Origin of the sequence: Streptomyces sp. DT2A-34 (assembly GCF_030499515.1) — a bacterium.
Taxonomy (GTDB): Bacteria; Actinomycetota; Actinomycetes; order Streptomycetales; family Streptomycetaceae; genus Streptomyces.
In genome coordinates, this window is the sequence record NZ_JASTWJ010000001.1 from 8,841,124 (window position 1) to 8,865,418 (window position 24,295).

The following is a 24,295-nucleotide window of genomic DNA, read 5'->3' on the forward strand; positions in this document are numbered from 1 at the left end:
AGAACCCATCTCCTACTCAACTCTGATGAGGTTTCCGATGTTTGACCCGCACCTGGTTGTCGAGAGTTGGGCCGGCGAACGCGGTGTCTTCCTGCCTCGAGGTGTCCAGTGATGGGGGGCGGTCGTTCCGCGCTCACGTTCGGCGTGGTGGTGGCGCTGATCGCCGGCGTGACCCTCGGCAACGGGGGAGCGAGCGTCATGCCCGTCTTCGTGGACGACTTCGCGGCCCGCTTCGGGATGTCCGACGCCGGCGCCGGGCTCGTGGCCGCGGCACAGTTGATGGCGACCGCAGTCCTGACGCTCACATTGGCCAAACGGGCCGCGCGACCAGGGCGCGCGAAGATGGCCCGTCTCGGACTGGTCGTGGCCGCCCTCGGTTTTCTGGGCACGGCCTGGGCACCCGACGAGGTGACGCTGATTCTGGCGAATCTGATCCTCGGCGCAGGGCTGGGGGCGGTCTACGCGGCGGCCACGGCCGCGCTGGCGGCGGCCGACGATGTCGACCGGGCATCCGCGGCCACCGTCATCGGGACCGTCTGCCTGTCCGCACTGCTGATCCTGGCCGTTTCGGCGGCCAACAGCGGCTGGGGCGGAGGGACCGGGTTCGTGGTGATGGCTCTGAGCTGCGTGCCCGCCTGGCTGCTGGTACGCCGGCTCCCCGACGGACCGGGCTCAGCGGGGGACGCGCCGGTAGAAGCCGAGTCTGCGGAGTCCGCGAAGCCCTCGGTGATCCTGCTGATCGGAACGGCGCTGCTGTGGGCGGTCACTCAGGGGGCCTGGTCGTATGCCTCGGTGCTGGGCCGCGAGCACACGGGCATGTCCTCGTCGGCGGTCTCCGCCGTGCTGGCGGTGTCGAGTATCGTCGCGCTGGCGGGTGCGGTGCTGGGACCTGTCTCGGCACGGCGATTCGGCAGGATGCGGTCCATGGCCGCCTTCGTCAGCGGACAGGCCCTCGCCATGGCGGTGCTCATCTGGACGAGAGATCCCATGCTGTTCACCGTCGCGGCCGTCCTCTGGCAGGCGTGCCAACTGGCCGTCCTCGTGCAGATGTTGGCCGCGGCGGCGGTCCTCGACACGTCCGGCCGCTTGGTCGCCTCCCTCGGCGGAGCCGGAGCCCTGGGCACGGGAATCGGCCCGTTGGTGGTGGGCGTGATCCTGGACGGTGCCGGCGCGGGCGTGCTCAGTATCGTCCTCGCTGTCGGCACCTTCGTCACCTCGTTCCCTCTGCTGAGGATGACGGTGGCCAGCGCCGCGGTCGCCCGCACGGAGCAGGCGGGGCACGAGACGAAGCGTACGACGGTTGCCTGAAGCAGAGCCCTGAAGCAGGGCCTCCTGACAGGTCACGGGCGCGGAAGCGCCCGAGCGTCAGGAGGCCTTGTCACCGTGAATCCGGTTCAGTTCGCCTCGACGGCGTAGACCTCGATCTCCACCTTCATCCGCGGGTCGGTCAGTCTGGATATCTCCACGAGGGTGGACGCCGGATACACCTGCCCGAACGCCTCCTGGTGGGCCTTCGCGATCAGTTCCCCGTCGGCGATGTCGGTCACGTAGACAACGGTCCGGACCACTGAGCCCAGGCCGGAACCCACCTCTTTCAGCGCGGCCTCGATGATTGCCAGCGCGGCCTTGGCCTGCTGGTAGGCATCGCTTCCGTCCAGGTCCGGCGGCTGCGCCGTGGTGCCGGACACATGTATCTGGTTGGCCACTCTCACAGCGCGGCTGTATCCGTACGCATCCGCGTACGGTGTGCCAGCCGGCACGGTCTGTCTCATCTTCGTCCATCCCATCGCGCCACATGTCCAACAACTGGACGTTCGGGCCTGGTTCAAGTGTTGAACAATTATGCATTTGTCTCAGCGGGTTGTGCAGGCGTTGCCAACGGAACGGCACTTCTCGCGATATCCCCGCGCAACTGCATCGGGGCCACGCCGTGCCAGCGGCGGACCGCTCGCCGCAGGGCGCTCACGTCGGAGAAGCCCGCCTGGCGGGCGACGTCACGAAGAGTCGATTCCGGTCTGAGCAGCAGTTGTTCGACCCGTTCGCGGCGCACGCCGTCGACGATCGCCTCGTACGTCGTGCCGCATTCGGCCAGGCGACGGCGCAGAGTGCGCTCGCTGGAGGCGTGCCGGCGAGCCTGCTCGGCGAAGGACGGAACCACCGGGAGGCTCTGCGCGATGGAAATCTCCAGCACTTCCAGCAGGTCCTGCTGGGCGCGACGCGAAGCCGTCTGAGCGTCCAGCACTTCCACCACGGCGGCGTACGTGACCGGGTCCCGGCCCGGCATCGCCGTATGCGCCCATCGGTTCGGCAACACCATGCGGTTGCGGTCGGCCGAGAAGCGCATCGGGCAGCGGAACAGTTCGGCGAGCAACTCTGTGTCCCGCGGGGCGGGAAAGGCGAACTCGACGGCCTGCGGCGCGAATTCGGGGCCGGTGGACAGGCGCGTCAGGGTGACGACGCTCGAGAACGCCTCCTCGACGAGGAAGGTCGCGACGGCCGGATCCACGGCAGGGTCGGGCAGGTCCGCCCACATCACATAGCCGGTGTCCTCGGACCGGACCGACCAGACGACCATCGATCCCGACAGGTTCTGGTACCGCACCCCTGTCTCGATGGCGTCCTGAAGGGTTTCGCTGGCCATCTGGGCGAAGCCGAGCATCCCCCACGCGGTCAACTGCTGTGCGGAACCCACCCGCAGTCCCAGGTGCTCGTCCCCGGTCAGTTCCACCGCGCGGCGGATGACGGCGCTGCCCTGCCGGTAGGAGACCCGCAGAGCGGCGGACCGCATCACCGCTTCGTCCAGGCCCAGGCGGGTCAGCTCGGGCCGGAGGTCGACACCGTGCTCTTCGGCGACCCGGATGAGGTAGCGCAGGATGCCCGGCTGGATGGTGGCCGAGACGCCGCGACTGGTTTTCAGTGGGGGCGGCGGGACGGGAGCGTCGGACATGGCGACCTCTCTCACCAGGGCACTACCCGCCCCACTCTAGGCCGCCACTGCTTCAGCGGGGAACGGGTGGCCGCTGGGGCCCTCTATCTGGCCCCTGGCGCACTGCACTCGGCACCTGCGCCTTCCTACAGTTGCGGCAACCCGCATCGTTGGACCCGTCGCTGCCCACCGGGCACATGAAACGAAGGCGCGGTATGACCCAATTCCTGTGTATGTCGACTTCCAAGCGGTCCGACGGCACGGGCCTGCCCGTACGGGCCCGACGCGTCACGGCGACCGTGTTCGCCGCCCAGGGCGCGGCCGTGGCCGCAGTGACCACCACCATGCCGGCTGTCAAAGAACATCTTGGTCTCTCCCCCCTGCTGATCACGGCGCTGACGGTCGCCCTGGCACTGAGCGCCGGTGTGGGGAGCTTCGCCGGACTGTTCATGATCCGCCGCGTCGGCCCGGTCGCCGCCATGCGCGTCTCGACTCTGCTGGCCGCGGCCGTCCTCCTGCTCATCGGCTGGGCCCCGAACCAGGCCACCGCGATGGTCGCCTACCCGCTGTTCGGACTGGCGGTGGGCGGAATCGACGTCTCCGTCAACACGCGGGCCGCAGCCGTCGAGCGCGCGTACGGGCGCAGCATCTTCGCCTCGTTCTACGCCGCCTGGAGCGCCGTCGGTGTGCTGGCCGCGCTGCTGACGGCGGGAACGGCGCGCCTCGGCTGGGCGGTTGAGCACATCCTGACCGCGCACGCCGTCCTCGTGCTGATCCTCGCCCTGACCATCCGCACCCACCCTGTCCCGTCGGCTTCCGCGCCTCCGGTCGAGCCGGACGCGCCGGTGTCCCTCGGGCTCAAGGTGTGGGTCAGGCTTGCCCCGTTCGGCATCGTGCTGCTGATCGCCTACGTCATCGACTCCACGGTCTCGACCTGGTCGACCGTCTATCTTCGCGACACGCTGGCGGCCTCACTGGCGGTGGCGCCCCTGGCTTTTGCCGCCTACCAGGTGGGCACCGTCGCAGGGAGGGCATGCGGCGACCTCCTGATCCGCAGGTTCGGACCGCCGACCGTGATCCGCGGCGCCGCCCTGACCACGGCGGTCGCCATGGCGGGACTGGCGGCCGCTCCCACCTGGCACTACGCGGTCGTGGCCGCGGGATGCGCCGGCGTGGGAGTCGCCGCGTTCGCGCCGCTGTGCCTCGCTTCGGCAGGAAGACTGCTGCCCGAGGCTGCCGAGTCGGTCCTGGCCCGCATGAACACCTTCAACTACCTGGGCGTGCTCATCGGCGGCGCGGTCAGCGGGCTGCTCGGCTCGACCGGCCACTTCCGGCTTGCCTACGCCGTTCCCGCCTGCCTGGCGCTGGTGCTGCTTGTGGCGGCCCGCGCTTTCAGGGCCCCGGCCTCCGTCCCGGTTCCCCATGCCGCCGAGACCCGAATGGCTCCGGCTTGATGGGCATACGAGTCTCAACTGCCGTGGATACTAAGCCTCGTGACGCGACCGCAGCGCCTCGATCGCGTCGTCCCGCGACGAATCGAGGTGTTCGGTCAGCACCCGGACCGCCTCGTCGACGTCACCGCTCTCCAGGATCTCCAGCAGAGCTACATGCGTCTGCGCGATGACCTCCGGATCCTTGTCCTTGACGCCTTCCACGAGGAAGCAGAGCCGAAGCTCCATCATCAGCGACTCGTAGGTGCGCGAGATGAGAGGGCTACCGAGTGCGTCGACGAGCTCGCGGTGGAAGGCCAGATCGGCCTCGCGTTGGGCCGCCCAGGGCGAGTCGGTGGGTGTGTCGACCAGGCGCTGCACGGCGGCGCGCGCACGCGAAAGGGCCGCTGTGTCTCCGCAGAGTGTCCGAGCGGCCTCCAACTCGAGAATGGAACGAAGCCGGTAGCAGTCCGCGATCTCGTGTGTGCTCATGTCGCGAACGAAGGCACCGCGATTGGGCTCATGCCGTACCAGACCCTCATGGGTCAGGTTCGACAGCGCGACACGGACCGAGTGGCGGCTGACGCGGAGTTGCTCACTCAAGTCGGCCTCGCGCAGCGGCTGACCGGCCGGCAGATTCCCGTCCAGGATCTGGTCACGAAGGGTGGTGGCGACCGCCTCGACGGTGGACACCCGCTGTAGGGCGGGCAACTGCGCTCTGACATGGGGACCCGTTGTCATGGTCCGAGCCTAGCTGATGCCTTGACTCATTGAACTGCTCAACTGTTCAGCAAGTGTGCGGATGAGCTTCAGGTGCTACCCAAATCCATTGACAATCCAACTGATCAAAGCTTGGATTGACGAACAATCCACTCGCTGATCGACCCCACAAGGCCCAGCGTCCGAGGAGGACTCCAAGGTGAAATTCGGTATCTTCAACGCCCCGTATGCCGATCCGGCTTCTCCCCTCCAGGACGTCATCGAGTGGAGCCTGCAGGTGGCCCGATGGGGCGACGAGCTCGGCTTCGAGGAGATCTGGTTCGCCGAGCACTACACGACGGGATGGCAGAACTCGCCGGCCCCCGAACTGCTGATCGCCGCCGCCGCACGCGAAACGACCAACATCACGCTGGCCGCCGGCGCACATCTGGTGCCCTACCAGCACCCCGTGGCACTGGCCTACCGGATCATGGCGCTCGACCACCTGACCGGTGGGCGGTACATCGCCGGCGTGGGAGCCGGTTCTTACCCCGCCGACGTGCGGCTCTTCCAGACCGACGGCAACAACGCGGAGATGCTTACCGAGGGTCTGGACATCATGACGCGGATCTGGGCCGGCGAGCCGTTCGAGTTCCGCGGCAAGTACTGGGCGGTGGAGTTCCCGGCGTACGACGAGTACTTCGCCGGGCCGGCACTGCGCCCGTTGCAGTCGCCCCATCCGCCGATCGCCATCGCCGGCAGCAGCGCGAAGTCGAAGGGCTTCCAGACCGCGGGTGAGCGCGGGTTCCTGCCGCTGAGCTTCGGGATGAGTGCCGCGCACCTCAGGAGCCAGTGGGAGGGGTACGCCGAGGCGGCGAAGAACAGCGGACGCCAGGTCAGCCGCGATGACTGGCGGGTGTGCCGCGAGGTGTTCGTCGCCGAGACGGACGAGGAGGCGATCGACCTCGTCACCAATGGATTCATGGGGCGCTTCTACGACGAGTTCATGATCATGGCCTACCAGTACTCGTCGGGGACCTCACTGGCCCCGGGCGTGCCCATGGAGGACGTGACCGCCGAACTCCTCGCCCGCGACGTCTGGCTCGTCGGCTCGCCGGAAACCGTGGCACAGCGGATCACCGCCGAATACGAGGAATCGGGTGGGTTCGGCACGCTGGTCGCCTTCGACTTCGACTACCGGGACAAGCCCGACGCCTACCGCCGTTCGCTCGAACTGCTCATGACCGAGGTCGCCCCCAAGGTCGCCCATCTGGAGAAGGGACAGGCATGATCACGTACCAGCTTCACGGACAGGAAGACCTCCGGCTCGAGGAGGTCGTCACGCCGCCGGTGGGGCCGACCGAAGTCAAGGTGCGCGTCGCGCACAACGGCATCTGCGGCTCGGACCTGCACTACTACTACCTGCCCGACGGCATCATCACCCGGCCCCGCTTCATCGGCCACGAATTCTCCGGCATCGTCGCCGAAGTCGGCGCCGAGGTGAAGGACATCGCTGTCGGGGACCGCGTATGCGTCTTTCCGATCATCAGCTGCGGCAGCTGTTCCGAGTGCCGGTCGGGCTACCCGGTCCTGTGCGAAGTGCTGGACCGCGATGTCTCGACAGTCGGGTGCGGCGCCCCGATCGGTGCGCTGTCCGAGTACTGCGTCGTCCCGGGCTCTGTCGTCGTTCCCCTGCCCGACGACATCTCCCTGGCCCAGGGCGCCATGGTCGAACCACTCGCGGTGGGCGCCACCGCCGTCCAGCGCAGCGGAGCGCGGCTGGGGCAGAGGATCGCGGTCCTCGGTGGAGGCCCGATCGGTATCGGCGTGGCCCTGGCTCTCAACGCCCTGGGAATCGACGACGTGGTCGTCGTGGAGCCGTCCGAGCAGCGACGTGCCCTGCTGGCCAAGCTCACAACGGCGCAGGTGCTCGATCCCGAAGAGGTCACAGCCGACGCCCGGTTCACCGCGGGCGGCGGGGCAGACATCGTCTTCGAGTGCGCCGGGGTACCGGCCAGCCTGTACTCGGCGTACGAACTGGCGGGCAAGCGCGGCCACATCGTCCTGATCGGCCTTCACGAGAAGCCTTCCCAGTTCCCGCCGCCGCAGGTGTTCGTGAAGGAGGTGACTGTCGTAGGACACAACGGCTCCAACATCGAGGCGTTCCACACGGTCATCGACTGGATGCAGAACGGCCTCATCCCGACCGAAGGCTGGGTCACGCACGTTCCCTGGACCGACGTGGTCACGCACGGGCTCGAACCGCTCCGCAGGGGCGAACTGCTCAAGGTGCTGATCGACCTGCCCGCCTGAGCCACCGGCAGTCGCCGGCCGCGTCCTAGCGTTCCCGAGGGGCAAGGCGGCCGGCGTCCGGAGGTCGCGCCGACATCGTTACGAATGAGGATGCAGCAATGGTTCAGTCCACATCAACCGCCGTGAGTGCGCCGCCCGGCCGATCCGCGGGCGAAGACGATGCCCCCGCGTTCCGGGAGGTGATGGCCTCCTTCCCCAGCGGTGTCACCGTGGTCACCACGACGGACGCGGCCGGACAGCACTGGGGCTTCACCGCGACGTCCTTCTGCTCCTTGTCGATGAGTCCGCCGCTGGTCCTGGTCTGTCTGGCCAATTCTGCGGAATGCCATCCGGTCTTCTCCGACAGTGCTGCGTGGATCATCCACATCCTTCCGAAGCAACTGGCTGATGTCGCCATGCGTTTCGCGACGCGAGGCATCGACAAGTTCGCGGACACGGAGTTCCGGCTGAGCGATCAGAACCTGCCGGTGATCGCCAACACGTCGGCCACCCTGCACTGCACGAGGTACTCGACGCACGACGGCGGAGATCACACGATCTTCGTCGGGCAGGTGGACCGTGTCGAGCAGGGGATGGGCGCCCCGGCCGTGTACTTCCGACGGGAATTTCATTCGGTCGGAGCCGAGCGACAAGATCACTGAACCGGAACTCTGACCTCAATCCGACCCTACTCGGACCGACTCGGAGGTGGGCCGACCGGTGCGAACGGCTCGAAGTGATGGGTGCGTTCGCCGAATCCTGAGGTCGCGAGTTTCTGCGATTCCGGGCAAGGCCAGGACCTGACAACCGTAGCCGGGGCCCGGTGAGCAGTGTCCGACGACCGGTCTCTGCGCGGTGGTCACGGTCGAGGCGGTTCGTCCTGGCCTCAACGCAGTGTCGCACCGTTCGGCAAGGCAGGGCGTCGCCGACTCGTCTCAGGTCGGCGACCGACCGGGCCGCCAGCGCAGGCGTGCACGCCGAACTCCAGGTCTGACCGCGCACGTTCCACGCCTGGCCGCCGGTTTCCTCCCCGAGGCCACGGAGACGGTCACCCGCAGCGGCAACTTCATCAGCCGCCTCGCCGACGGGAGGATCGTCGATGGTACGGCGCTGTCGGGCGCTCCCAGGAGCGTGGACGAAGTGACGAATAGCTGAAGTGAGTGCGGGGCTGGTTCGTGCGCTTCGCCGGACGACGTGAGGGGGCGATTCAGCTCACCTGCGCGTTGTCATGGCGTGGTTCGGCCTTGGTCAGGGCAACGCCAGTGACTCACGTCCGGACCTGGAGAACTCGGCCGGTGCAGGTGGGGGCGGTTGGCGGTTGGCGGCCTTCTTGGCCTAGGAGGAGCCGCCCTGGGCACGGCGCGGGGCTCGTCTCGCGACCTCGGCCGGCCGTCTGTCCTGTTTGCGGCGGGGGCGCTCATGAAAATAGAGCTGTCGCCCCAGGTACGGTTCAGCCCTGCTGCGTCCAGGGGTAGTTCTTGGCTTGGTCTCGGTCTCGGCGTCGGGGGATGGCCGTACGGCCGACTGTGGCCGCGAGACTACGCAACCGGCGCCAGTCCAGGGGTGGTTGGACGTCGGGGATGCCGGGGCTGCTCCTGGGTACGCGGACGCGCAGCGCGCGGGGTTCGATGCGGCAATGGACCGGCGTCGGAAGGACCATGGCCTCGCCGTCGAGGCCGACCTCGACCCGGGCGCGGTCGGCCTCGACAATCACCTCATGGGCCGTCAGGACGGTGAGCCCCTCCGGTTCGGGGTCCAACAGCAGGGCGGCTGCCTCGGCAGCGCTGTCCACCTTGACTGCCAGGACGCCGAGCTGCCCGGAATCGAGCCGTTCGCGACGGCCCAGGCCGGCCAGATCGTCCGTCTGGTAGACGTTGTTGCTGACCAGCACGGCTTGCGGGGCGGGGATCGTGGCATTCCCGACGCGAGCGGTCAGTACCGGGCCGTGCCGCCGGGTCAGAAGGTCGGGCAGCAGCTCCAGAGCGGTACCGATTTTGTCGTCGCGGTAGGCGGGACTCTGGACGATCGCCGCGTACGTCCCGAAGGAAGCGTTGTTGACGAACGGGTGCTCCCCGGCAAAGCCCAGGTCCACGCGCAGTTCGCGGCCGGTGGTGAGCGCGTCCAGTGAAGCCGCCGGATCATCGCGGTCCAGCCCGAGATCCATCGCGAAGTGGTTGCGGGTACCCGCGGGGATGACGAGGAAGGGGATGCCGTGCTCGGCGGCGACTGCCGCGACGAGCGCCTGGGTGCCGTCCCCACCCGCGACTCCCAGCAGGTCCGCGCCGTCCGCCACGGCCGCCCGGGCCAGAGCGGCGACATTCTGCTGCTGATCCGCATCGAGTAGGACGACCCGCGCGCCGAGCCGCTCGGCTCTTTCTTTCAGGCAGAACCGCGCCACTTTGCCGCCACCGGAGCGCGGGTTCATGATCAGGAAGGGGCGCTTGGGTGACGGTGCCCGCCGCTTGCTCACGCGCGATGTGCGGGTGGAGGTGCCCCGCAGCGCGTACCGTCCGGCCCCGACGGCCCCAGCCCACAGCAGGAGAGACACCGGCAGGATCCAGAGCAGGGTGGTCGCGAACAGGATGAGGACGGCGACCGGCACGGCGACCGTCAGCGCGGCCGCCGCCCAGCGCACCGGGCCGCGCCGGGTCAGCGTCCACCACAGCGCGGCAGCTGTGAGGGCCATTCCAGCGAGCCCGGCGACCAGCAGAACAATGCCGCCGAGGCCTCCGTATGCGAGGGGCAGCAGCACCGCGACTGTCGCCGCGGTCAGCGCGGCTCTCGCGGCCCAGCGCCGCCCGTGCTGGGACGGTTCTCTCGTAGCGACAGCCATGAGCTCCTCGCTTTCGCCTTGGGCGACAGACTTTATCAGTCGCTCAGGTCGATTGAACAAGTTGATGTGCAGTGCTGGTCGCCCGGCGCACCGCTGGTTGAGTGACCTTGTCTGATGTTGAAATCAGATGACCTTGTCATCCGACAAGGTCATCTGTATGTTGATACTCGAACTGCTGCACCGCGGGAGACCGGGCTGATCGGTCACCGTGGTGTGTCCTCAGGCATGGCGCAGAGCCAGAAGACGTTGTGGCCCGCTCGGGCCGTCGCCCCGCCTCTTGCGGGCAACACACATGAAGGAATGACCATGACGCGCACCCAGGGCAGGGAATTGGCGGACGCTCGCTCGAGCAACAAGGTCGACGTCGTCGTGATCGGGGCGGGCCTGGCCGGCCTCACTGCGGCACGAGAGCTGGTCGCGGCGGGCAAAACCGTGGCCGTCCTGGAGGCCCGTGACCGCGTCGGCGGCAGGCTGCTCAACCACGACCTCGGCGACGGCCAGGTCACCGAGATCGGTGGGCAGTTCGTCGGTCCGACCCAGGACCACATCCTTGCCCTGGCCCAAGAGGTCGGAGTAGCCACGTACAAGGCCACCGTCCCCGGCGACAGCGTCTATGTGCACAACGGCGCGGCCAAGCGCTTCTCCGGCTCGACGCCACCGGACCTGCTCGCGCTGCCGGACGCCGCCATCGCCATGGCGCGCATCAGCCAGATCGTGAAGACGCTGCCTCCGGACGCGCCGTGGAAGGCTCCACGGGCGAGTGAACTCGACGGCATGACCTACGAGACCTGGCTGCGCAAGCTGGAGGTCACCGGCGGCGGCGTCGACCTGATGAACATCTTCCTGAACTCCGCGTACGGCAGCGAAGCGCGTGACGCGTCGGCACTGTTCAGCCTCTGGTACGTCTCCACGTTCGGTGACGAGACGCACCCCGGCACCGTGGAGCGCGGTACGGGCACGGAGGGCGGAGCCCAGGAAAGCCGGTTCGTCGGCGGGTCGCAGCTGATCACGATCAGGATGGCCGAAGAACTGGATGGCCGGGTGTACCTGTCCGCGCCGGTCCGGCGCATCAGCCAGGACGCCACCGGATGCACCGTGGTGTCCGACGCCGGCGACTGGCGGGCCGAGCAGGTGATCGTGGCCGTGCCGCCAGTGCTGGCCTCGCGGATCGTGTGGGACCCGCTGCTGCCGCCGCAACAGGACCAGCTGTTCCAGCGGCTGCCGTTCGGCACCCTCATGAAGTGCGAGGCCGTCTACGACAAGCCGTTCTGGCGGTCCGAGGGCCTGTCCGGCATGGGGCTGCTGCGGGACGGCTCACCCATCCGCTCGATGTTCGACAACACACCGCCCGACGGCGGACCGGGCGTCCTCATGGGCTTCCTCGGCGGCAAGGAATGGCGCGCGTGGGCGCACCGTCCGGCACGCGAGCGCCGGGGCGCCGTGCTGCGCTGCTTCGCCAAGGTCGTGGGGCCTCAGGCCTTCGACACGACCGACTACATCGAACAGGACTGGACCGCCGAGCAGTGGACCCAGGGCGGCCCCACCTCCATCGCGGCCCCAGGGGTGCTCACCGACCTCGGCGAATGGCTGGGCCGCCCCTTCGGGCGCGTGCACTGGGCGGGCGCCGAGACCTCTCCGTACTGGAACGGCTTCATGGACGGCGCGGTCCGCTCGGGCAGGCGCGCCGCCGCCGAACTGTTGGACCGGGGTTGAGCCGATAAATCTCCAACTGAAGCCATAGGCCTTCGAGTTGATCCAGCAAGAGAAACCCCATTGCGTCAGCGAGAAAGCAGGATCCTTCCATGAGCAGGTTCGTCGTCACCGAACGCGCTGTCATCAACGCCCCCGTCGAGCAGGTGTGGGAGGTCATCTCCCGCACTGACCGGTATGCCGAGTGGGTCGACAGCGCGATCGAGGTCACCGACCACCACGGCATCGCCACCGTCGGCAAGACGTACGCCGAGCGCAACCGCACGCTCGGGCCGCTGCAGACCCGCTCGGTGTGGACCGTGACGGAGATCGACCCCATGAAGCGGCGCGTCGACACCGGCGTCGGTTTCGCCCCGCTCCAGGACGTCACCAACATCTTCGAGTTCGAGCGGACCAAGGGCTCTGACGGGGGGACGCGACGGTGATGACCTACCAGGTGGAGTACGTCATCGCCCTCGGCCCGATCGGGCAACTCCTCGACCGTCTGCAGCAACCGGCGATGCGCTCCGGCATGCGCACGTCGATGGCCAACCTGGACACCCTGATCCGATCCGAAGCATCGAGTGCCCGCCACCGGTGAGCGATCGCCGGCGACCGAGCCGGGGCGCGGACTCCCAAGTCCTCGCCCCGCTCTCCCTGCCGTCCACCCATCTCCCGGACATCCACGCCCCATCAGGGCACTTACAAGGAAACGAGGTCACACCATGCGCACCATGCTTGCTGGACGTCTCCACCTGGACACGCTCAAGTTCGCCGTGGAAGAGGTCCCCATCCCCACTCCCGGCCCCGATGAGGCACTGATTCGAGTCAGGGCCGCCGGGGTGTGTCTGTCCGACATCCACCTGATCGACGGCAGCATCAGCCCGCTCGCCGCGGTGGACGCGGTTGTTCGTTCCGGCGCGGTCACCCTCGGGCACGAGGTGGCGGGCGTCATCCATGCCCTCGGCGCGAACGTCGGAGCGGGGTGGGCTCCTGGCATGCGCGTCGCCCTGCAGGCCGGACAGGTCTGCGGGACGTGCGCCGACTGTGTACGCCGCGCCCCGTGTCTGCGCGTGCTGACGCGTGGGGTGGACTACGACGGCGGCTGGGCCGAGTACACGACCGCCCGGGTGGACACGCTCGTCCCCATCCCCGACGACCTCCCGTTCGACCAGGCCGCCATCATCCCCGACGCGGTCTCCACCCCGTATGCCGCCATTGTCGAGACCGGTGCGGTCCGCCCGGCCCAGTCCGTGGGCATCTGGGGCGCGGGCGGACTCGGTGCCCACGGTGTCCGGATCGCCCGCCTGGTCGGGGCCGCACCCATCATCGCCGTCGACCCCCTGCCCAGCGCCCGCGAACGCGCCCTGGCGTTCGGCGCCGACTTCGCACTCGACCCCACCGCGCCGGACTTCGCCGATGCCGTGGACCGGGCCACGGGCGGCCTGGGCGTGGAGGTGGCGCTCGACTTCGCCGGCGTCCCGGCGGCCCGCGAACAGGCCGTCAGTGTCCTGGGAGTCGGCGGGGTTCTCGTGCTGGCGGGGCTCCATCCGGCTCCGATCGTCGTCCCCGATAGCACGGGGTTCAGCTACCGCTCCAACCAGATCCGCGGCCACTACGGTTCCGGACCCGAACACGTGACCCAGCTCATCGGCCTGGCGTCGGCGGGCCGCATCGACCTCGAACCCTCGATCTCGGACCGCGTCCCGCTGGCCGAGGCTGCCGAGGCAGTCAACCGGCTGGAGAAGAAGATCGGCGACCCGATCCGGATCGTTCTCACACCCTGAGACCACCATGCCGTTTCGCAGGCCCCTTGCAAGCTCCGGCACGCGCCGGTACTCGCAGGGGGCCGAGCCGGGCGCAGCCTGGTGGCTCCTCGGGTCCGGGAGTTGAGGAAGACCTCGTAGCCCAGGGCTGGTCCGACAGGGTGCCGACGAGAAGCGGCGGCAGGAAGCCGATCACGGCGACGGGGCCGCCCAGCGAGGCGCCGGTGGACGGGAGGAAGTCAGGCGCGGACTTCAGCGGAACCGCGGCGGACCCACCAGCTTCCGCAGGGCGACGGCGAGCGCGGCCGGTACCCCCGGCTGAGGACTGCGGGATCTATGGAAACCGCGCCCACAGATGCTCCGCCGCTGCGGCTGCGCCGTGGGCGGCCAGAATTCGTCGTCACCGGGGCACCCTGATCAGGACGACGAACGCGCCGCTGTAAACGGGTTCCACAACTGGCCCCAGGCCGCCGTCGATCGACGGCAGCGAGCAGCTGGCTCAGTGCCCAGTACCCGGCCGGTGCAGGGCGCTGATCAGTCCCCCGCACCGGGGCTGGTTGCCGGGCCCGGGGGTATGGCAACCAGACTCAGGTGTCCACCGGCCAGGGCCACGACGGACGAAACCAGAGCTTGGAGGCAGGCGTACTCGGACTCTTCGTCGGGAGCGGAGAAGTGCCGCATGGTGAGCCCGTCGAAACCGGCGAGAAAGAACCGTGCGATCGTCTCGGCAGGCGTGGCGAGCTGTTCGCCGGTGCGTTCGGCAGTGGTGGCCAGGATCCTCGTGGTCACCTCCGTCACCCCACGTTCATGGCCCTCAAGGGCCTCCTTCGGGGCGAGCGGAGCGCGAACATCGACAGCTCCGTGAGCAGCTGATGACTTCCCGGCTGCTGGCGCACCGTATGTCACAGCGCCGCGGCCAGCGCGCTGCGGTCTCCTCGAATCCGACGTCTTCCGGTGCGGCTTCCTCGACCTGGGTCACCAGCTCCTGCGTGAGCTGTTCCATGACCGCTCGGTACAGGCCTTCCTTCGTTCCGAACGTGTAATGAACCGTGGCCTGCGCCACGCCCAGCTCCGCGGCAATGGCACGGGTGCTTCCGGCGGCGACTCCTTCTCTGGCTATGAGGTCGATGGCCGCCTTGATGAGCTGAGGGCGGCGCTCGGCCGCAGAGACATGAACCAGCACGACATCCAGGTTGGAAGTCTGGTCTTCTGCCCCCGTTCAACAGCTCTCGGGCGTTGCGTAAGAAGCGGAGCCCGAAGTCGACGAGAGCGCCGATCGCCGCCTTCCCGTCGACGAGGATGTGCCGCTGGTCCAAGTGCCTGCCGATGGGTGGGATCCCGCAATGAGCCGAGCAACTGCACGCCAATCCGTTGACCTGCGGAGATGCGAACGACCTGCCGGGTTGATTGCAGACAGCTAACTGTTGACAGTTAGCAGAGAGCGTCTTACTGTCACTCCATCGGACCGCCTTGTAGCGGCGGCCTGGACGCACAGGAGGACCAGTGGAAACCAGCACGCCAGCAGGTTCGGCTGCGGAGCGTCTCGGGGCTCTCGGTTTCACGCTTCCCCGTGTCGGCAGCGACGCGAAGTACGTGAACCACCGGTCGGTTGGCTCCAGCGTTTACGTGTCGGGGCAGCTGCCGTACAAGGACGGTGTGCTGCTGGGGCAGGGCATCGTCGGCCGGGACGTCGAGACAGAGGCGGCGCGGGATCTGGCCCGTCAGGCAGTGGTGAACTGCCTTGCCGCCGCCGCGGACGCGGTGGGCGGCCTGGAACGGGTCCGGATCGTGCAGATGCTCGTCTTCGTCGCCAGTACGCCGGAGTTCGGTGAGCAGTCACGGGTCGCTGACGCGGCGAGTGACCTGCTGTTCGAGGTGCTCGGCGAGAACGGGCGGCATGCCCGCACCGCGATCGGTGTCGCCGGACTGCCACGCAACAGTCCTGTCGAGATCCAGATGGTCTGCACGGCGGGAGCGACTCGTTCGTTCGAGGACGTCGGGACGCGCGGCATCCATTCCTTCTCACACCGTTAACCCGAGGAGTGCAGCGTGCACCGGCTTCAAGGAACACTCGACGCGCTGGTCGAGCGGGTGGACACACCCGCGCCCATCGTGCTGATCGACGTCATGCAGCGGAACATCGACCGGATGCAGGGCTTCGCCGCCCAGCACAACCTGCAGATCAGACCTCACGTCAAGACGCACAAGTGCGTGGAGATCGGCAGGCTCCAAATCGAGGCGGGGGCCGTCGGGATCACCGCCGGCAACGTCGGCGAGGCGGAGGTCTTCGCCGATGCGGGCTTCGACGACATCTTCCTCGCCTACCCGGTCTGGCCCGCGGGCACCAAGGGTGAGCGGATCCGCTCGCTCGCCGAGACCACGCGGCTGCGAGTGGGTGCCGACAACGTCGCCGCCATCGACGCCCTCGCCGACGCGATGGGTGACGAGCCGGAACGGCTCGAGATCGTGGTGGAGGTCGACTGCGGGGCCGGCCGTTCGGGTGCGCCGCCCGAGGCCGCGGGTGATCTCGCCCTAGCCGCCCGGAAGCGCGGGCTGGTGCCAGTGGGTGTCTACACCTACCCGGGGCACGGCAGCTCCGGCCCGGGCGTGCGCGAGCTTGCCGCGCGGGACCAGGAGGTCGCGCTGGCCACCGCGGTGCGCAGCTTCGCCGGCGTCGGGGTGAGCGCCGAGGTGGTCAGTGCGGGCTCCACGCCCACAGTCGCCTTCTCCACCAGCGATCTCATCACCGAGATCCGTCCTGGCGAGTACGTCTTCTGCGACATGGACAACACCCGGCTCGGCGCCTGTGACGAGGACCAGATCGCGCTGTTCGTCGCGACCACGGTGGTCAGCGACTGGGTTCCCGGCCAGGTCATCCTCGACATCGGCACCAAGGCCCTCGGCCGGGACGGCAACCCGCAGCGGGGGTACGGCCAGATCGCCGGCATGAAGGGCGTGCTGTCCAAGCTCAACGAGTACCACGGGTTTCTCGCCGTGCCCTCCGAGGAGCCGCGGCCCAGCGTCGGAACGATTCTCCCGATGGTGCCCAATCACGTGTGCCCGATCGTGAACAACTTCGAGGAACTGATCGTGACCGACTCGCAGGGCGCGACGCTGCGGTGGTGGCCGGTCGCGGCCCGGGGGCTCCTCAGCTGAACGGCTTGGCGACACCGCCTCCCATCCCCTTGCCCGACCCAGGAAAGAGTGGCTGAACATGAGACTCGACAAGCTCACGGCGCTGGTGACCGGAGCCAGCAGTGGAATCGGGGAGGCGGTGAGTTCCCATTTCCGCCGCGAGGGCGCACGACTGCTCCTGACCGGTCGCAGGGAGGAGCTGGACACCGCTCGCCCCGACGACCTGTACGTCCCCGGTGACCTCAATGACGAGGCGTTCGTGGCGAGCCTGGCTCAGAGGGCCGCCGAGTCGGTGGGGACCGTCGACGTCGTCGTCCTCAACCACGGCCTTCAGGTAAGCGGCCCGCTCACCGAGATGGCGTACGACGACGCGAAGAACGTGCTCCAAAGCAACCTGCTCAGCGCGTTCCTGGTGATGAAGCACTTCGCGCCGCTCATGCCCGAGGCGGGTGGGTCGTTCGTCTGCGTCGGCTCACGGCTCGGCATGGTGGGCATGCCCGAGGAAGTGCTGTACTCGGCCGCCAAGGGCGGCCTCATCATGCTTGCCAAGGGTGCGGCTATCGAATGGGCTCCGCGCAACATCCGCGTCAATGTGGTCGCTCCGGGCCTGACTGTCACACCCGTCATCGAGGCGTCGTTCCAGCGCCGACCCGACCCCGAGGCCTACCGACGTCAGTGCGAGGCCCAGATACCGCTCCAACGCCTAGCCACCCCCGAGGAGATAGCCGACGCCGTCCTCTTCCTCGCGTCGCCCGAGTCGTGCTACATCACCGGAGCGGTTCTCCCCGTGGACGGCGGCTACACCGCCTACTGACAGCGCCATCAGCTACCCCGTCCACCGTGCGGCAGGCGTTGTGCGGGGGAGCGGGACATCGTCTTGCCGGTTGCCGGTTGCCGTCTCGGGGCGCGCGTTCTCCGTGGATCGAGGTGAGCGGAGCCGGGGTCGACCGCGTGATCGCCAGTCGGGACACCGGCTCCTGCTCCGTATCCAGTCGCGCTGTCAACTCGGCGCTTTCCGCTTCGAGTTCGCTCCCGCGAGCACGGGCAGCGGCTTCCCGGTCCAGCAGTTCCTCGAATGACCTACTACCACCATGGCAGGGGCTCTGCCGTCGCCTGCTCGCGGAGATCCTTCAGCGCAACGGTGTTCATATGGCTGCGTGTGCTCCGCGTTGCACGGCAGCGACTCTGATGCTCATGTCCCCGCCTGCGTGCCGGGTGCCCGACGCTCTGGCACTTGTCGGTGAGCCCCGGTGTCGTCGCCAGCAGAGATCGCGCCAGGTAGCGACGGCCGCGGTCGAGCGCACCAGCCCGCCTTCGCGGAGGCGATGCCCCAGTCGTAGATGATCAGCAGGGCTCAACGCCGCGGATCACCACTCGCGCGCCGTCCCACCCGACAACTGGCAGACGAAGGACGTCGGGCGCCGACTCGGTGATGCTCACTTCGCCCAGTGCCTCCAACACCCTCGCGCCAGCTCGCCCTTGCGGTGCCGACGCGCCGCCTCAGCGACCCAGCCACCCGCGTGGCCGCCCAGCATGACCTCCGACTGCTGGAACCGCACCGCTGCCTTGTTGCCGCGCCGCTCGCTCAGCTGCTTCGGCGACGGTAAACGCGGCGACAGCAGACCCATCTCGGGCGCTGCTTCCGCCGTCGCTGCTCTTAGAGGTCCTAACAGAAGCCGTTGATCATGTGACGGTCGGCTTGGTTGCTCGTTGGTCTGGTCGCGGGAAAGAGGGAGTCGCGACCGTGGATCGTCTCGGACGAACTTTGGTCGCTGATCGAGCCGTTGCTGCCCGAGCCGGGTCCGAAGCTGGTCGAGGGCAGGCCGCGGGTCCCGGACCGCCAGGCCTTGTGCGAGATCCTGTTCGTGCTGCACACCGGCATCCAGTGGGAGTACCTGCCACAGGAGCTGGGCTTCGGCTCGGGGATGACGTGCTGGCGGCGCCTGGCCGCATGGAACGAGGCCGGCGTCTGGGACGAACTGCACCTGGTGCTGCTGGAGAAGCTGCGGGCAGCGAAGAAGCTCGACTGGTCGCGGGCGGTGATCGACTCCTCTCACGTCCGGGCGGCCCGCAGAAACCCAAAAGCGGTCCCAGCCCGGTCGACCGCGCACGTCCGGGCAGCAAACATCACGTCCTCACCGACGGCCAGGGCATCCCGCTCGCGGTGTCGCTGACCGGCGGAAACCGCAACGACGTCACGCAGTTGCTGCCCCTGCTGGACAAGGTCCCGGCCGTGGCCGGCGCCGTCGGCCGGCCCAGACACCGGCCCGACGCGCTGCTGGCCGACCGCGGCTACGACCACGACAAGTACCGGCGCCTTGTCCGGGCGCGAGGCAGTATCCCGGTGATCGCCGAACGAGGCCAGGAACACGGCTCTGGCCTGGGCGTCTTCCGTTGGGTGGTCGAGCGCACCACCGCCTGGCTGCACGGCTTCCGCCGACTGCGGATCCGCTGGGAACGACGCGGCGACATCCACGAGGCCTTCCTCGGCCTCGCCACCTGCCTGATCACCCACCGCCATGTCCAACGCCTTTGTTAGGACCTCTTAGAGGGCATCTGATCAGTGTTCACGCGGATGTGAGTGGGATATCCGTTTCGATTCGCCAGGTTGGTGCGGATTCTCCGGTCAGTTCGCGGGACATTTTGTTAGCCATGGCCCAGTGGATCACCGTCCGGGATCTCTGCGGCAGGGCTTCGTAGTCCCGCGCCAAGCGGCGGTGCTGCATCAGCCAGCCGAAGGTGCGCTCGACTACCCACCGTTTCGGCAGCGGCTCGAATCCCTTCGCCCGTGGCCGCTGAACCACCTCGACATCGATGCCCAGACCGGCGCCGTGGTTGAAGATGCTGTTCTGGTAACCGCCGTCGGCCCAGACCTTGGACACGCTGGGATGTGCCGCGGCCAGGTCATCGAGCAGGAGTTTGCCGCCGGTGGTGTCGTGCACGTTCGCGGCGGTGACCAGGACGGCCAGCACCAGACCGAGAGTGTCCGTGATCAGGTGTCGCTTGCGGCCTTTGATCTTCTTGCCGGCGTCGATGCCCTGGCTGGTCTCGGCGACATTTGCCGAGGTCTTCACGCTCTGCGCGTCCACCACGGCCGCGGTCGGCTCCGCACGACGGCCATGGAATCGGCGGGTCTTGTCGCGTAACAGGTCGTGGACCTGCTGGGTGGTGCCGTCGGCTTCCCACTTCGCGTAGTAGTCATAGACGGTCTTGTACGGCGGGAAGTCGTGCGGCAGGTACTCCCACGGGATGCCGGTGCGGTTGACGTAAAGGATCGCGTTCACGATCTCTCGCAGATCGTGCACCCGAGCTGCCGTTCCGGGTCCGGTCCGTCTCGCCCGCCAGGCATTGAAGACTGGTTCGATCAAGGCCCAGCGGGCGTCGGACACGTCACTGCGGTACGGGCGACGAGCACTCACGCCTCATCCAACGACCGCCAACAGCACCAGTCACAAAACCATCTCAGAACACCAACTACCTAGATCAGATGCCCTCTTAGAGCGTGGCAGCCAGCTCCTCGTCATCTTCACTGTCCCGGCTGGTCAAGGCCAACACCGCGTCGTCGAAATGCTTCTTCAGCGCCGCCAACGCGCCCACGGTGTCGCCATCCCGGATCAGCTCGCTGATCTTGCGGTGATTGACTTCACTCGGGCTTTGGGCCTCGTGATGGTGCCGAACATCCTCCCCTGTGAGGGCGCCCATGCACAGCCGGGTCTCGGAGATCACCGTGCTGAACATGCGCTGGAGTCGCTGGCTGCCGGAGGCGGCGACCAGGATGGTGTGGAACTCCAGGTCGTACTTCTTCACCGCTTCCCAGTCGCCGGCCGCTTCGGCGGCATCCTCCAACCTGACGTTCCTGTCCAGTTCCTTGTAGGTCTCCTCCGACTTGGCGGAGGCGATGATGGACTGGACCGCTGCGGACTCCAACGCCGTACGAGCCAGGTAGATGTCCGCGACGTCTCCCTTGGTGAGCACCGGGACGGAGACCCTTCGGTGAGGCTCGCCGCGGAGCAGCCCCTCCTGGATCAGCCGCTGGAGCGCCTCACGGATCGGCCCACGGCTCACCCCGAAGCTCTTGGCCAGCTCCACCTCGCTGAGCTGTGTGCCGGCGGCCAAGGTGCCGTCGATGATGTCTTCCCGAAGGCGTTCGATCACCATCGTGGCGTAGGTCTCGCGAGGCAGGCGAGTCGGCCTTGAAGACTCTGAACTCACAGGGCATCCCCCTCGTCGATCACGTTCCGCGGCGCAGCGCCTGAAGCACTCGGAGCTGTCTCCGCGGTCTTTGCTGTGTTTACGCGCTTGCGTAGGCTCTTCTTCACATCCAGACCCTGTCCGATCATGGTACCGCTGAGGGCGGGGAGGACTTCCGCGGAATCGGGAGGATGCCGATCCAGGCCGCGCCTTCCATGGGGGACTGGGCATCCAGGATCATCGCGCCCCGGTCGGAGTCCGGTGGCCGCATGCCAAGGCCCGGGCACGGCGGTGAACCGACGGTGACCAATTTCTGCCCGAACAGGAACGGTGTCGCGACCAGCCGTACGACGTTCGGGATCATGCGGCGGAAGACGACGAACTCCTCGGGGGGCCGAGGCACTCCGAGGCAAGCAGGACGGCGAGCGCCAGGATCCACAGCACGCGCCCTGAGGCACCGGCACGGCGTTGTCGATCACCGACGTCTGCAGCAGCCGCCCGAGCACCTGCATCGGTCCGTGATCCGGCGCCGACACAGCACTTTCGATGATGATTGTGACCGCGCTGTCGGTCCTGCATGCCCGAGCCGTCGCGGCCACGCTCCCCAACAGCAGCGCCCTCACCTGTCGCCCGTGCTGGTTGCCGCGCCCCATCACCACGCCCTTTCCTACTTGATGAGATCCTTGAACTTGTAGTACGCGCCTGCGAACGGCAGGAACCACGGCGGGCCGAAGTGACCGGGTATCCGCTTGAAGGACAGATCGCGCCAGGGATTGGCGTCCAGCGTCCCGTCCATGTACTCGGCCATCTGCTTGCCCATGTAGGTGGCCATCTGGACACCGTGGCCGGAATAGCCGACAGAGTAGAACAGCCCGTCCTGCTCACCGGCGTGCACCATCCGGTCCATGGACATGTCGACCAGGCCGCCCCAGCAGTAGTCGACGCGTGTGCGCGAGAGCTGGGGGAAGACCTCGGTCATCGCCTTGTGCAGGATGCGTCCGCTCTTCTCGTCCGACTGCGCGTTGGACATGGCGAATCGGGCGCGACCACCGAACAGCAGCCGGTGGTCCGGAGTGATCCGGAAGTAGTGCAGCAGGTTCATGGACGTCGATGCCATCCGCCGAGTTGGCATGATCTGGTCGCAGACGTCCTTGCCCAGAGGTTCGGTCACGATGATGAAGCTGCCGACCGGCGCGATCCTGCCCTGAAGCCAGCGGAACGGCCGACTGGTGTAGCCGCTGGTCGCGACGAGGACCTGGTCGGCCCGGACGATTCCGCGCGCGGTGACCACCTCGTGCTTGGTGCCGCCCAGCCGCCGGACCTGCTCGACCGGTGCCTTCTCGTGGATCTCCGCCCCCGCCCGCGCCGCGGCCTCCCCCAGACCACGGGTGAACTTGCCGACGTGCAGCCCCGCGCTCTTGGTGTCGACCATCGCGCCGTGGTAGCGGTCGGAGACGATCTCGGAGTGGAGATCACTCTTGGGCACCGTGCGCGTCTCGTCGAGCCCGAGCCGCGTCAGTACCTCGTGGGTCTTGCGCAGACCGTCGAAGTGAGCCGGCTTGGAGGCCAGCAGCAGCTTGCCCGAACGAGCGAAGTCGCAGTCGATCCCCTCTTCGGCGACCAGCTTCTCGATGGTGTCGACCGCGTCGTGGTAGGTCGTGAGATACCGTCTCGTGGTCTCGACCCCGTAGCGGGCGATCGCGTCGCGGGTGCCGATCGACAGGCCTGTGGTGGCCATGCCACCGTTGCGGCCCGACGCACCCCACGCCACCGTCTCCTTCTCCAGGACCGCGACCTTCGCTCCCTTGCGGGCGAGGTGGAGGGCCGCGGACAGCCCGGTCAGACCTGCCCCGACCACCGCCACGTCGACATGCCCGCTCACCTCGGTCCGGGAACGGTCAGGCCCTTGCGGGGCGGTGTCGAGCCAGTACGGGGTGAGCTTCATCGGAGTTTCTCCTGTGTGGTGGTCGGGCAGGCGCCCGGCTGTCGGAACCTGAGAAGGGGGAGGCAGACCCGACAACAGTTCTTTGCGATGTGCAGGCCATGAGCTGGCATCAGGTCGTAGCGCGCGATGGGCACGGCCGGGGAGGCGACAGCCCGTAGCCGGGAAGTCGGGCTCGGGGGCGACCTGGGGGGCACGCGAGCGAACCCCCCACCACGACGCCTCGACTCATGAGCGGCGGCGGCCAGTGGCCGACTCAGATGCCGAGCATGGTGTTGACCTCGTCGAGGCTCTTCACCGTGACGTAGTTGTACGCCGGCGAGTGCGGGTCGTAGCCCCGGTCCAGCATCACCTTGTTACGGAAGCCCAGGTCGTGTGCTGGCATCAGGTCGTAGCGGGTGTGCGAGGACACGTGCAGGAAGTCGTCCGGCGTGGCGTCGAGCTTGTCGAGCATGTACTCGAAGGCGCCGTAGCGAGGCTTGTAGAAGCCGGACTGCTCCGCGGTGAACACCGCGTGGAAGTCCGCCCCGAGCCGCGGCACGCTCTCCGCCAGGAAGGAGTCGTCGGCGTTGGACAGGATGACCAGCTTGTAGTGTTCGCCCATCTTCTTCAGCGGCTCCGGCACGTCCGCGTGCGGCCCCCAAGTGCGCATGCCGGCCGCGAAGCGCTCCCCGGCGTCGGCCTGCGCCTCGATGCCCCACTTCTTGCACACGCGCTCGAACGCGTCCTGCAGCACCTGGGTGTAGGTGTAGAAGACGCCGCACACCTGGTCGTAGCGGATTCTGCTGAAGTCCTCGATGAACTGGTCCCAGTGCTCAGCGGGGATGCGGTCGCCGACGAGCTCCTTGGTGATCGGGGTCATTTGCCAGTGGATCAGCGTGCCGTAGCAGTCGAAGGAGACGTAGGTCGGCCTGAATTTCGTGTCGGTCATCGTTGGTCCTCTCTCGGGGGTTGCCTTGGCATGAACATAGGTGGCAACCTGCCGACTGTCAACAGTTAGCAGATGTGCCTGGTTGGCCCCGATCGAAGGATGTGGACGAGATGGCGCTGATCTATGGGGGACGCGAGCCCACGACCGAGGGATGCCCGGCCAGGTCGGCGCGGTGCAGCCTCCGTACGGGTCGGGTGGCGCCGCTCCATCAGCCGGTGATCTGCTTCCTTGCCGAGAACACGCCCTGCTCATCCGGCCGTGCCGGGGAGACCGCGTGCTCGCCGAGGCGCTTGCTCACGACTGTGCTCGGGCGGGCGGCGGCGGAGCGCACGGAGGGTAATGCCTGCGGCACGCACCCCTTGACTCGCTCCGAGCCCGCTGTCATTCTCTTGCCACTTTTAGCGCAACGTTTCATGAACTCGCGCTAAACGCGATCGGCAGCGGTCTGAGCCCCCTTCGGA

At 67.8% G+C, this 24,295-nt stretch carries 23 protein-coding genes and 2 pseudogenes; 13 read left to right on the forward strand and 12 right to left on the reverse strand.

The window, feature by feature from the left end; all coding sequences use genetic code 11:
- The first annotated feature begins 111 nt into the window (after positions 1 to 111).
- Positions 112 to 1,308, forward strand: a complete 1,197-nt coding sequence (locus QQM39_RS39305; protein WP_302002377.1) for an MFS transporter — start codon at positions 112 to 114, stop codon at positions 1,306 to 1,308.
- 86 nt (positions 1,309 to 1,394) lie between these two features.
- On the opposite strand, the gene QQM39_RS39310 is transcribed toward QQM39_RS39305, so the two are convergent.
- A complete protein-coding gene (locus QQM39_RS39310; protein ID WP_302002378.1) occupies positions 1,395 to 1,787 on the reverse strand; it encodes a Rid family hydrolase in 393 nt (130 codons plus the stop codon).
- A 53-nt stretch (positions 1,788 to 1,840) separates the two neighbouring features.
- Positions 1,841 to 2,947 (reverse strand): AraC family transcriptional regulator, encoded by a 1,107-nt coding sequence (locus tag QQM39_RS39315; protein ID WP_302002379.1) that lies wholly within the window; start codon positions 2,945 to 2,947, stop codon positions 1,841 to 1,843.
- A gap of 212 nt (positions 2,948 to 3,159) precedes the next feature.
- On the opposite strand from QQM39_RS39315, the gene QQM39_RS39320 reads away from it, so the two are divergent.
- Positions 3,160 to 4,380: an MFS transporter gene (locus QQM39_RS39320; protein ID WP_302002380.1), complete on the forward strand. Its 1,221-nt coding sequence runs from the start codon at positions 3,160 to 3,162 to the stop codon at positions 4,378 to 4,380.
- Between the two features lie 30 nt (positions 4,381 to 4,410).
- Here QQM39_RS39320 and QQM39_RS39325 read toward each other — a convergent pair whose 3' ends face one another.
- Positions 4,411 to 5,097 (reverse strand): GntR family transcriptional regulator, encoded by a 687-nt coding sequence (locus QQM39_RS39325; RefSeq protein WP_302002381.1) that lies wholly within the window; start codon positions 5,095 to 5,097, stop codon positions 4,411 to 4,413.
- A gap of 178 nt (positions 5,098 to 5,275) precedes the next feature.
- Between QQM39_RS39325 and QQM39_RS39330 the strand changes: the two genes are divergently transcribed.
- From QQM39_RS39330 to QQM39_RS39340, 3 genes are all read left to right on the forward strand, one after another.
- Complete coding sequence (locus tag QQM39_RS39330; RefSeq protein WP_302002382.1) at positions 5,276 to 6,346, forward strand: LLM class flavin-dependent oxidoreductase; 1,071 nt, start codon at positions 5,276 to 5,278, stop codon at positions 6,344 to 6,346.
- A complete protein-coding gene (locus tag QQM39_RS39335; RefSeq protein ID WP_302002383.1) occupies positions 6,343 to 7,368 on the forward strand; it encodes an alcohol dehydrogenase catalytic domain-containing protein in 1,026 nt (341 codons plus the stop codon). Before QQM39_RS39330 ends, QQM39_RS39335 begins: the two co-directional genes overlap by 4 nt.
- A 182-nt stretch (positions 7,369 to 7,550) precedes the next feature.
- Positions 7,551 to 8,009 carry a flavin reductase family protein gene (locus tag QQM39_RS39340; protein ID WP_302002384.1) on the forward strand — a complete coding sequence of 153 codons (459 nt, stop codon included), beginning with the start codon at positions 7,551 to 7,553 and terminating at the stop codon, positions 8,007 to 8,009.
- A gap of 788 nt (positions 8,010 to 8,797) precedes the next feature.
- Here QQM39_RS39340 and QQM39_RS39345 read toward each other — a convergent pair.
- Positions 8,798 to 10,180, reverse strand: a complete 1,383-nt coding sequence (locus QQM39_RS39345) for a diacylglycerol kinase family protein (RefSeq protein ID WP_302002385.1) — start codon at positions 10,178 to 10,180, stop codon at positions 8,798 to 8,800.
- 306 nt (positions 10,181 to 10,486) lie between these two features.
- Between QQM39_RS39345 and QQM39_RS39350 the strand changes: the two genes are divergently transcribed.
- The 4 genes from QQM39_RS39350 (at position 10,487) to QQM39_RS39365 (ending at position 13,656) form a co-directional block, all read left to right on the forward strand.
- Entirely contained in the window at positions 10,487 to 11,893 is a 1,407-nt protein-coding gene (locus tag QQM39_RS39350; protein ID WP_302002386.1) for an FAD-dependent oxidoreductase, read from the forward strand.
- Positions 11,894 to 11,982: 89 nt separating this feature from the next.
- A complete protein-coding gene (locus QQM39_RS39355) occupies positions 11,983 to 12,315 on the forward strand; it encodes an SRPBCC domain-containing protein (protein ID WP_302002387.1) in 333 nt (110 codons plus the stop codon).
- On the forward strand, positions 12,315 to 12,470 hold the full coding sequence (locus QQM39_RS39360) for a hypothetical protein (protein WP_302002388.1): 156 nt from the start codon (positions 12,315 to 12,317) through the stop codon (positions 12,468 to 12,470). The genes QQM39_RS39355 and QQM39_RS39360 overlap by 1 nt, the downstream gene beginning before the upstream one ends.
- A gap of 124 nt (positions 12,471 to 12,594) precedes the next feature.
- Entirely contained in the window at positions 12,595 to 13,656 is a 1,062-nt protein-coding gene (locus QQM39_RS39365) for a zinc-binding dehydrogenase (protein ID WP_302002389.1), read from the forward strand.
- 513 nt (positions 13,657 to 14,169) lie between these two features.
- On the opposite strand, the pseudogene QQM39_RS39370 reads toward QQM39_RS39365, so the two are convergent.
- Together QQM39_RS39370 and QQM39_RS39375 are read right to left on the reverse strand one after the other, a co-directional pair.
- Positions 14,170 to 14,815, reverse strand: a pseudogene (locus QQM39_RS39370) (TetR/AcrR family transcriptional regulator).
- A gap of 43 nt (positions 14,816 to 14,858) precedes the next feature.
- Positions 14,859 to 15,197: pseudogene (locus QQM39_RS39375) on the reverse strand (hypothetical protein); the annotation flags it as partial.
- Between QQM39_RS39375 and QQM39_RS39380 the strand changes: the two are divergent.
- The 3 genes from QQM39_RS39380 to QQM39_RS39390 are packed head-to-tail and all read left to right on the forward strand — an operon-like array spanning position 15,139 to position 17,584.
- Complete coding sequence (locus QQM39_RS39380) at positions 15,139 to 15,669, forward strand: RidA family protein (protein WP_302002390.1); 531 nt, start codon at positions 15,139 to 15,141, stop codon at positions 15,667 to 15,669. The pseudogene QQM39_RS39375 and the gene QQM39_RS39380 overlap by 59 nt on opposite strands.
- A 15-nt stretch (positions 15,670 to 15,684) precedes the next feature.
- On the forward strand, positions 15,685 to 16,791 hold the full coding sequence (locus QQM39_RS39385; RefSeq protein WP_302002391.1) for an alanine racemase: 1,107 nt from the start codon (positions 15,685 to 15,687) through the stop codon (positions 16,789 to 16,791).
- A 58-nt stretch (positions 16,792 to 16,849) separates the two neighbouring features.
- A complete protein-coding gene (locus QQM39_RS39390) occupies positions 16,850 to 17,584 on the forward strand; it encodes an SDR family NAD(P)-dependent oxidoreductase (RefSeq protein WP_302002392.1) in 735 nt (244 codons plus the stop codon).
- Positions 17,585 to 18,206: 622 nt separating this feature from the next.
- Here the strand turns inward: QQM39_RS39390 and QQM39_RS39395 are convergent.
- Positions 18,207 to 18,398, reverse strand: coding sequence for a hypothetical protein (locus QQM39_RS39395; RefSeq protein ID WP_302002393.1), 192 nt, complete (start codon positions 18,396 to 18,398; stop codon positions 18,207 to 18,209).
- Between the two features lie 87 nt (positions 18,399 to 18,485).
- Here QQM39_RS39395 and QQM39_RS39400 point away from each other — a divergent pair.
- A protein-coding gene (locus QQM39_RS39400; RefSeq protein WP_302003884.1) for an IS5 family transposase occupies positions 18,486 to 19,309 on the forward strand; the annotation gives its coding sequence in 2 pieces (ribosomal slippage) (positions 18,486 to 18,852 and positions 18,852 to 19,309; 825 coding nt in all).
- Between the two features lie 28 nt (positions 19,310 to 19,337).
- Here QQM39_RS39400 and QQM39_RS39405 read toward each other — a convergent pair.
- The 5 genes from QQM39_RS39405 to QQM39_RS39425 form a co-directional block, all read right to left on the reverse strand.
- On the reverse strand, positions 19,338 to 20,189 hold the full coding sequence (locus tag QQM39_RS39405; RefSeq protein ID WP_302002394.1) for an IS5 family transposase: 852 nt from the start codon (positions 20,187 to 20,189) through the stop codon (positions 19,338 to 19,340).
- 76 nt (positions 20,190 to 20,265) lie between these two features.
- Complete coding sequence (locus QQM39_RS39410; protein ID WP_302002395.1) at positions 20,266 to 20,928, reverse strand: GntR family transcriptional regulator; 663 nt, start codon at positions 20,926 to 20,928, stop codon at positions 20,266 to 20,268.
- A 178-nt stretch (positions 20,929 to 21,106) separates the two neighbouring features.
- A complete protein-coding gene (locus QQM39_RS39415) occupies positions 21,107 to 21,364 on the reverse strand; it encodes a hypothetical protein (protein WP_302002396.1) in 258 nt (85 codons plus the stop codon).
- Positions 21,365 to 21,628: 264 nt separating this feature from the next.
- The gene (locus tag QQM39_RS39420; RefSeq protein WP_302002397.1) at positions 21,629 to 22,906 is read right to left on the reverse strand and encodes an FAD-binding oxidoreductase; all 1,278 of its coding nucleotides are present in this window, start codon (positions 22,904 to 22,906) and stop codon (positions 21,629 to 21,631) included.
- Between the two features lie 253 nt (positions 22,907 to 23,159).
- Positions 23,160 to 23,834 (reverse strand): haloacid dehalogenase type II, encoded by a 675-nt coding sequence (locus QQM39_RS39425; protein WP_302002398.1) that lies wholly within the window; start codon positions 23,832 to 23,834, stop codon positions 23,160 to 23,162.
- Positions 23,835 to 24,295: the final 461 nt, after the last annotated feature.

Excerpts from the sequence above, each read along its gene's own strand:
- QQM39_RS39335 (WP_302002383.1), top strand. The coding sequence starts at position 6,343 with ATGATCACGTACCAGCTTCACGGACAGGAAGACCTCCGGCTCGAGGAG.
- QQM39_RS39315 (WP_302002379.1), bottom strand. The coding sequence starts at position 2,947 with ATGTCCGACGCTCCCGTCCCGCCGCCCCCACTGAAAACCAGTCGCGGC.
- QQM39_RS39355 (WP_302002387.1), top strand. The coding sequence starts at position 11,983 with ATGAGCAGGTTCGTCGTCACCGAACGCGCTGTCATCAACGCCCCCGTC.
- QQM39_RS39360 (WP_302002388.1), top strand. The coding sequence starts at position 12,315 with ATGACCTACCAGGTGGAGTACGTCATCGCCCTCGGCCCGATCGGGCAA.
- QQM39_RS39410 (WP_302002395.1), bottom strand. The coding sequence starts at position 20,928 with ATGGTGATCGAACGCCTTCGGGAAGACATCATCGACGGCACCTTGGCC.
- QQM39_RS39325 (WP_302002381.1), bottom strand. The coding sequence starts at position 5,097 with ATGACAACGGGTCCCCATGTCAGAGCGCAGTTGCCCGCCCTACAGCGG.
- QQM39_RS39425 (WP_302002398.1), bottom strand. The coding sequence starts at position 23,834 with ATGACCGACACGAAATTCAGGCCGACCTACGTCTCCTTCGACTGCTAC.
- QQM39_RS39390 (WP_302002392.1), top strand. The coding sequence starts at position 16,850 with ATGAGACTCGACAAGCTCACGGCGCTGGTGACCGGAGCCAGCAGTGGA.
- QQM39_RS39310 (WP_302002378.1), bottom strand. The coding sequence starts at position 1,787 with ATGGGATGGACGAAGATGAGACAGACCGTGCCGGCTGGCACACCGTAC.
- QQM39_RS39365 (WP_302002389.1), top strand. The coding sequence starts at position 12,595 with ATGCGCACCATGCTTGCTGGACGTCTCCACCTGGACACGCTCAAGTTC.
- QQM39_RS39350 (WP_302002386.1), top strand. The coding sequence starts at position 10,487 with ATGACGCGCACCCAGGGCAGGGAATTGGCGGACGCTCGCTCGAGCAAC.
- QQM39_RS39345 (WP_302002385.1), bottom strand. The coding sequence starts at position 10,180 with ATGGCTGTCGCTACGAGAGAACCGTCCCAGCACGGGCGGCGCTGGGCC.
- QQM39_RS39320 (WP_302002380.1), top strand. The coding sequence starts at position 3,160 with ATGTCGACTTCCAAGCGGTCCGACGGCACGGGCCTGCCCGTACGGGCC.
- QQM39_RS39305 (WP_302002377.1), top strand. The coding sequence starts at position 112 with ATGGGGGGCGGTCGTTCCGCGCTCACGTTCGGCGTGGTGGTGGCGCTG.
- QQM39_RS39395 (WP_302002393.1), bottom strand. The coding sequence starts at position 18,398 with ATGGGTCTGCTGTCGCCGCGTTTACCGTCGCCGAAGCAGCTGAGCGAG.
- QQM39_RS39420 (WP_302002397.1), bottom strand. The coding sequence starts at position 22,906 with ATGAAGCTCACCCCGTACTGGCTCGACACCGCCCCGCAAGGGCCTGAC.
- QQM39_RS39340 (WP_302002384.1), top strand. The coding sequence starts at position 7,551 with ATGGCCTCCTTCCCCAGCGGTGTCACCGTGGTCACCACGACGGACGCG.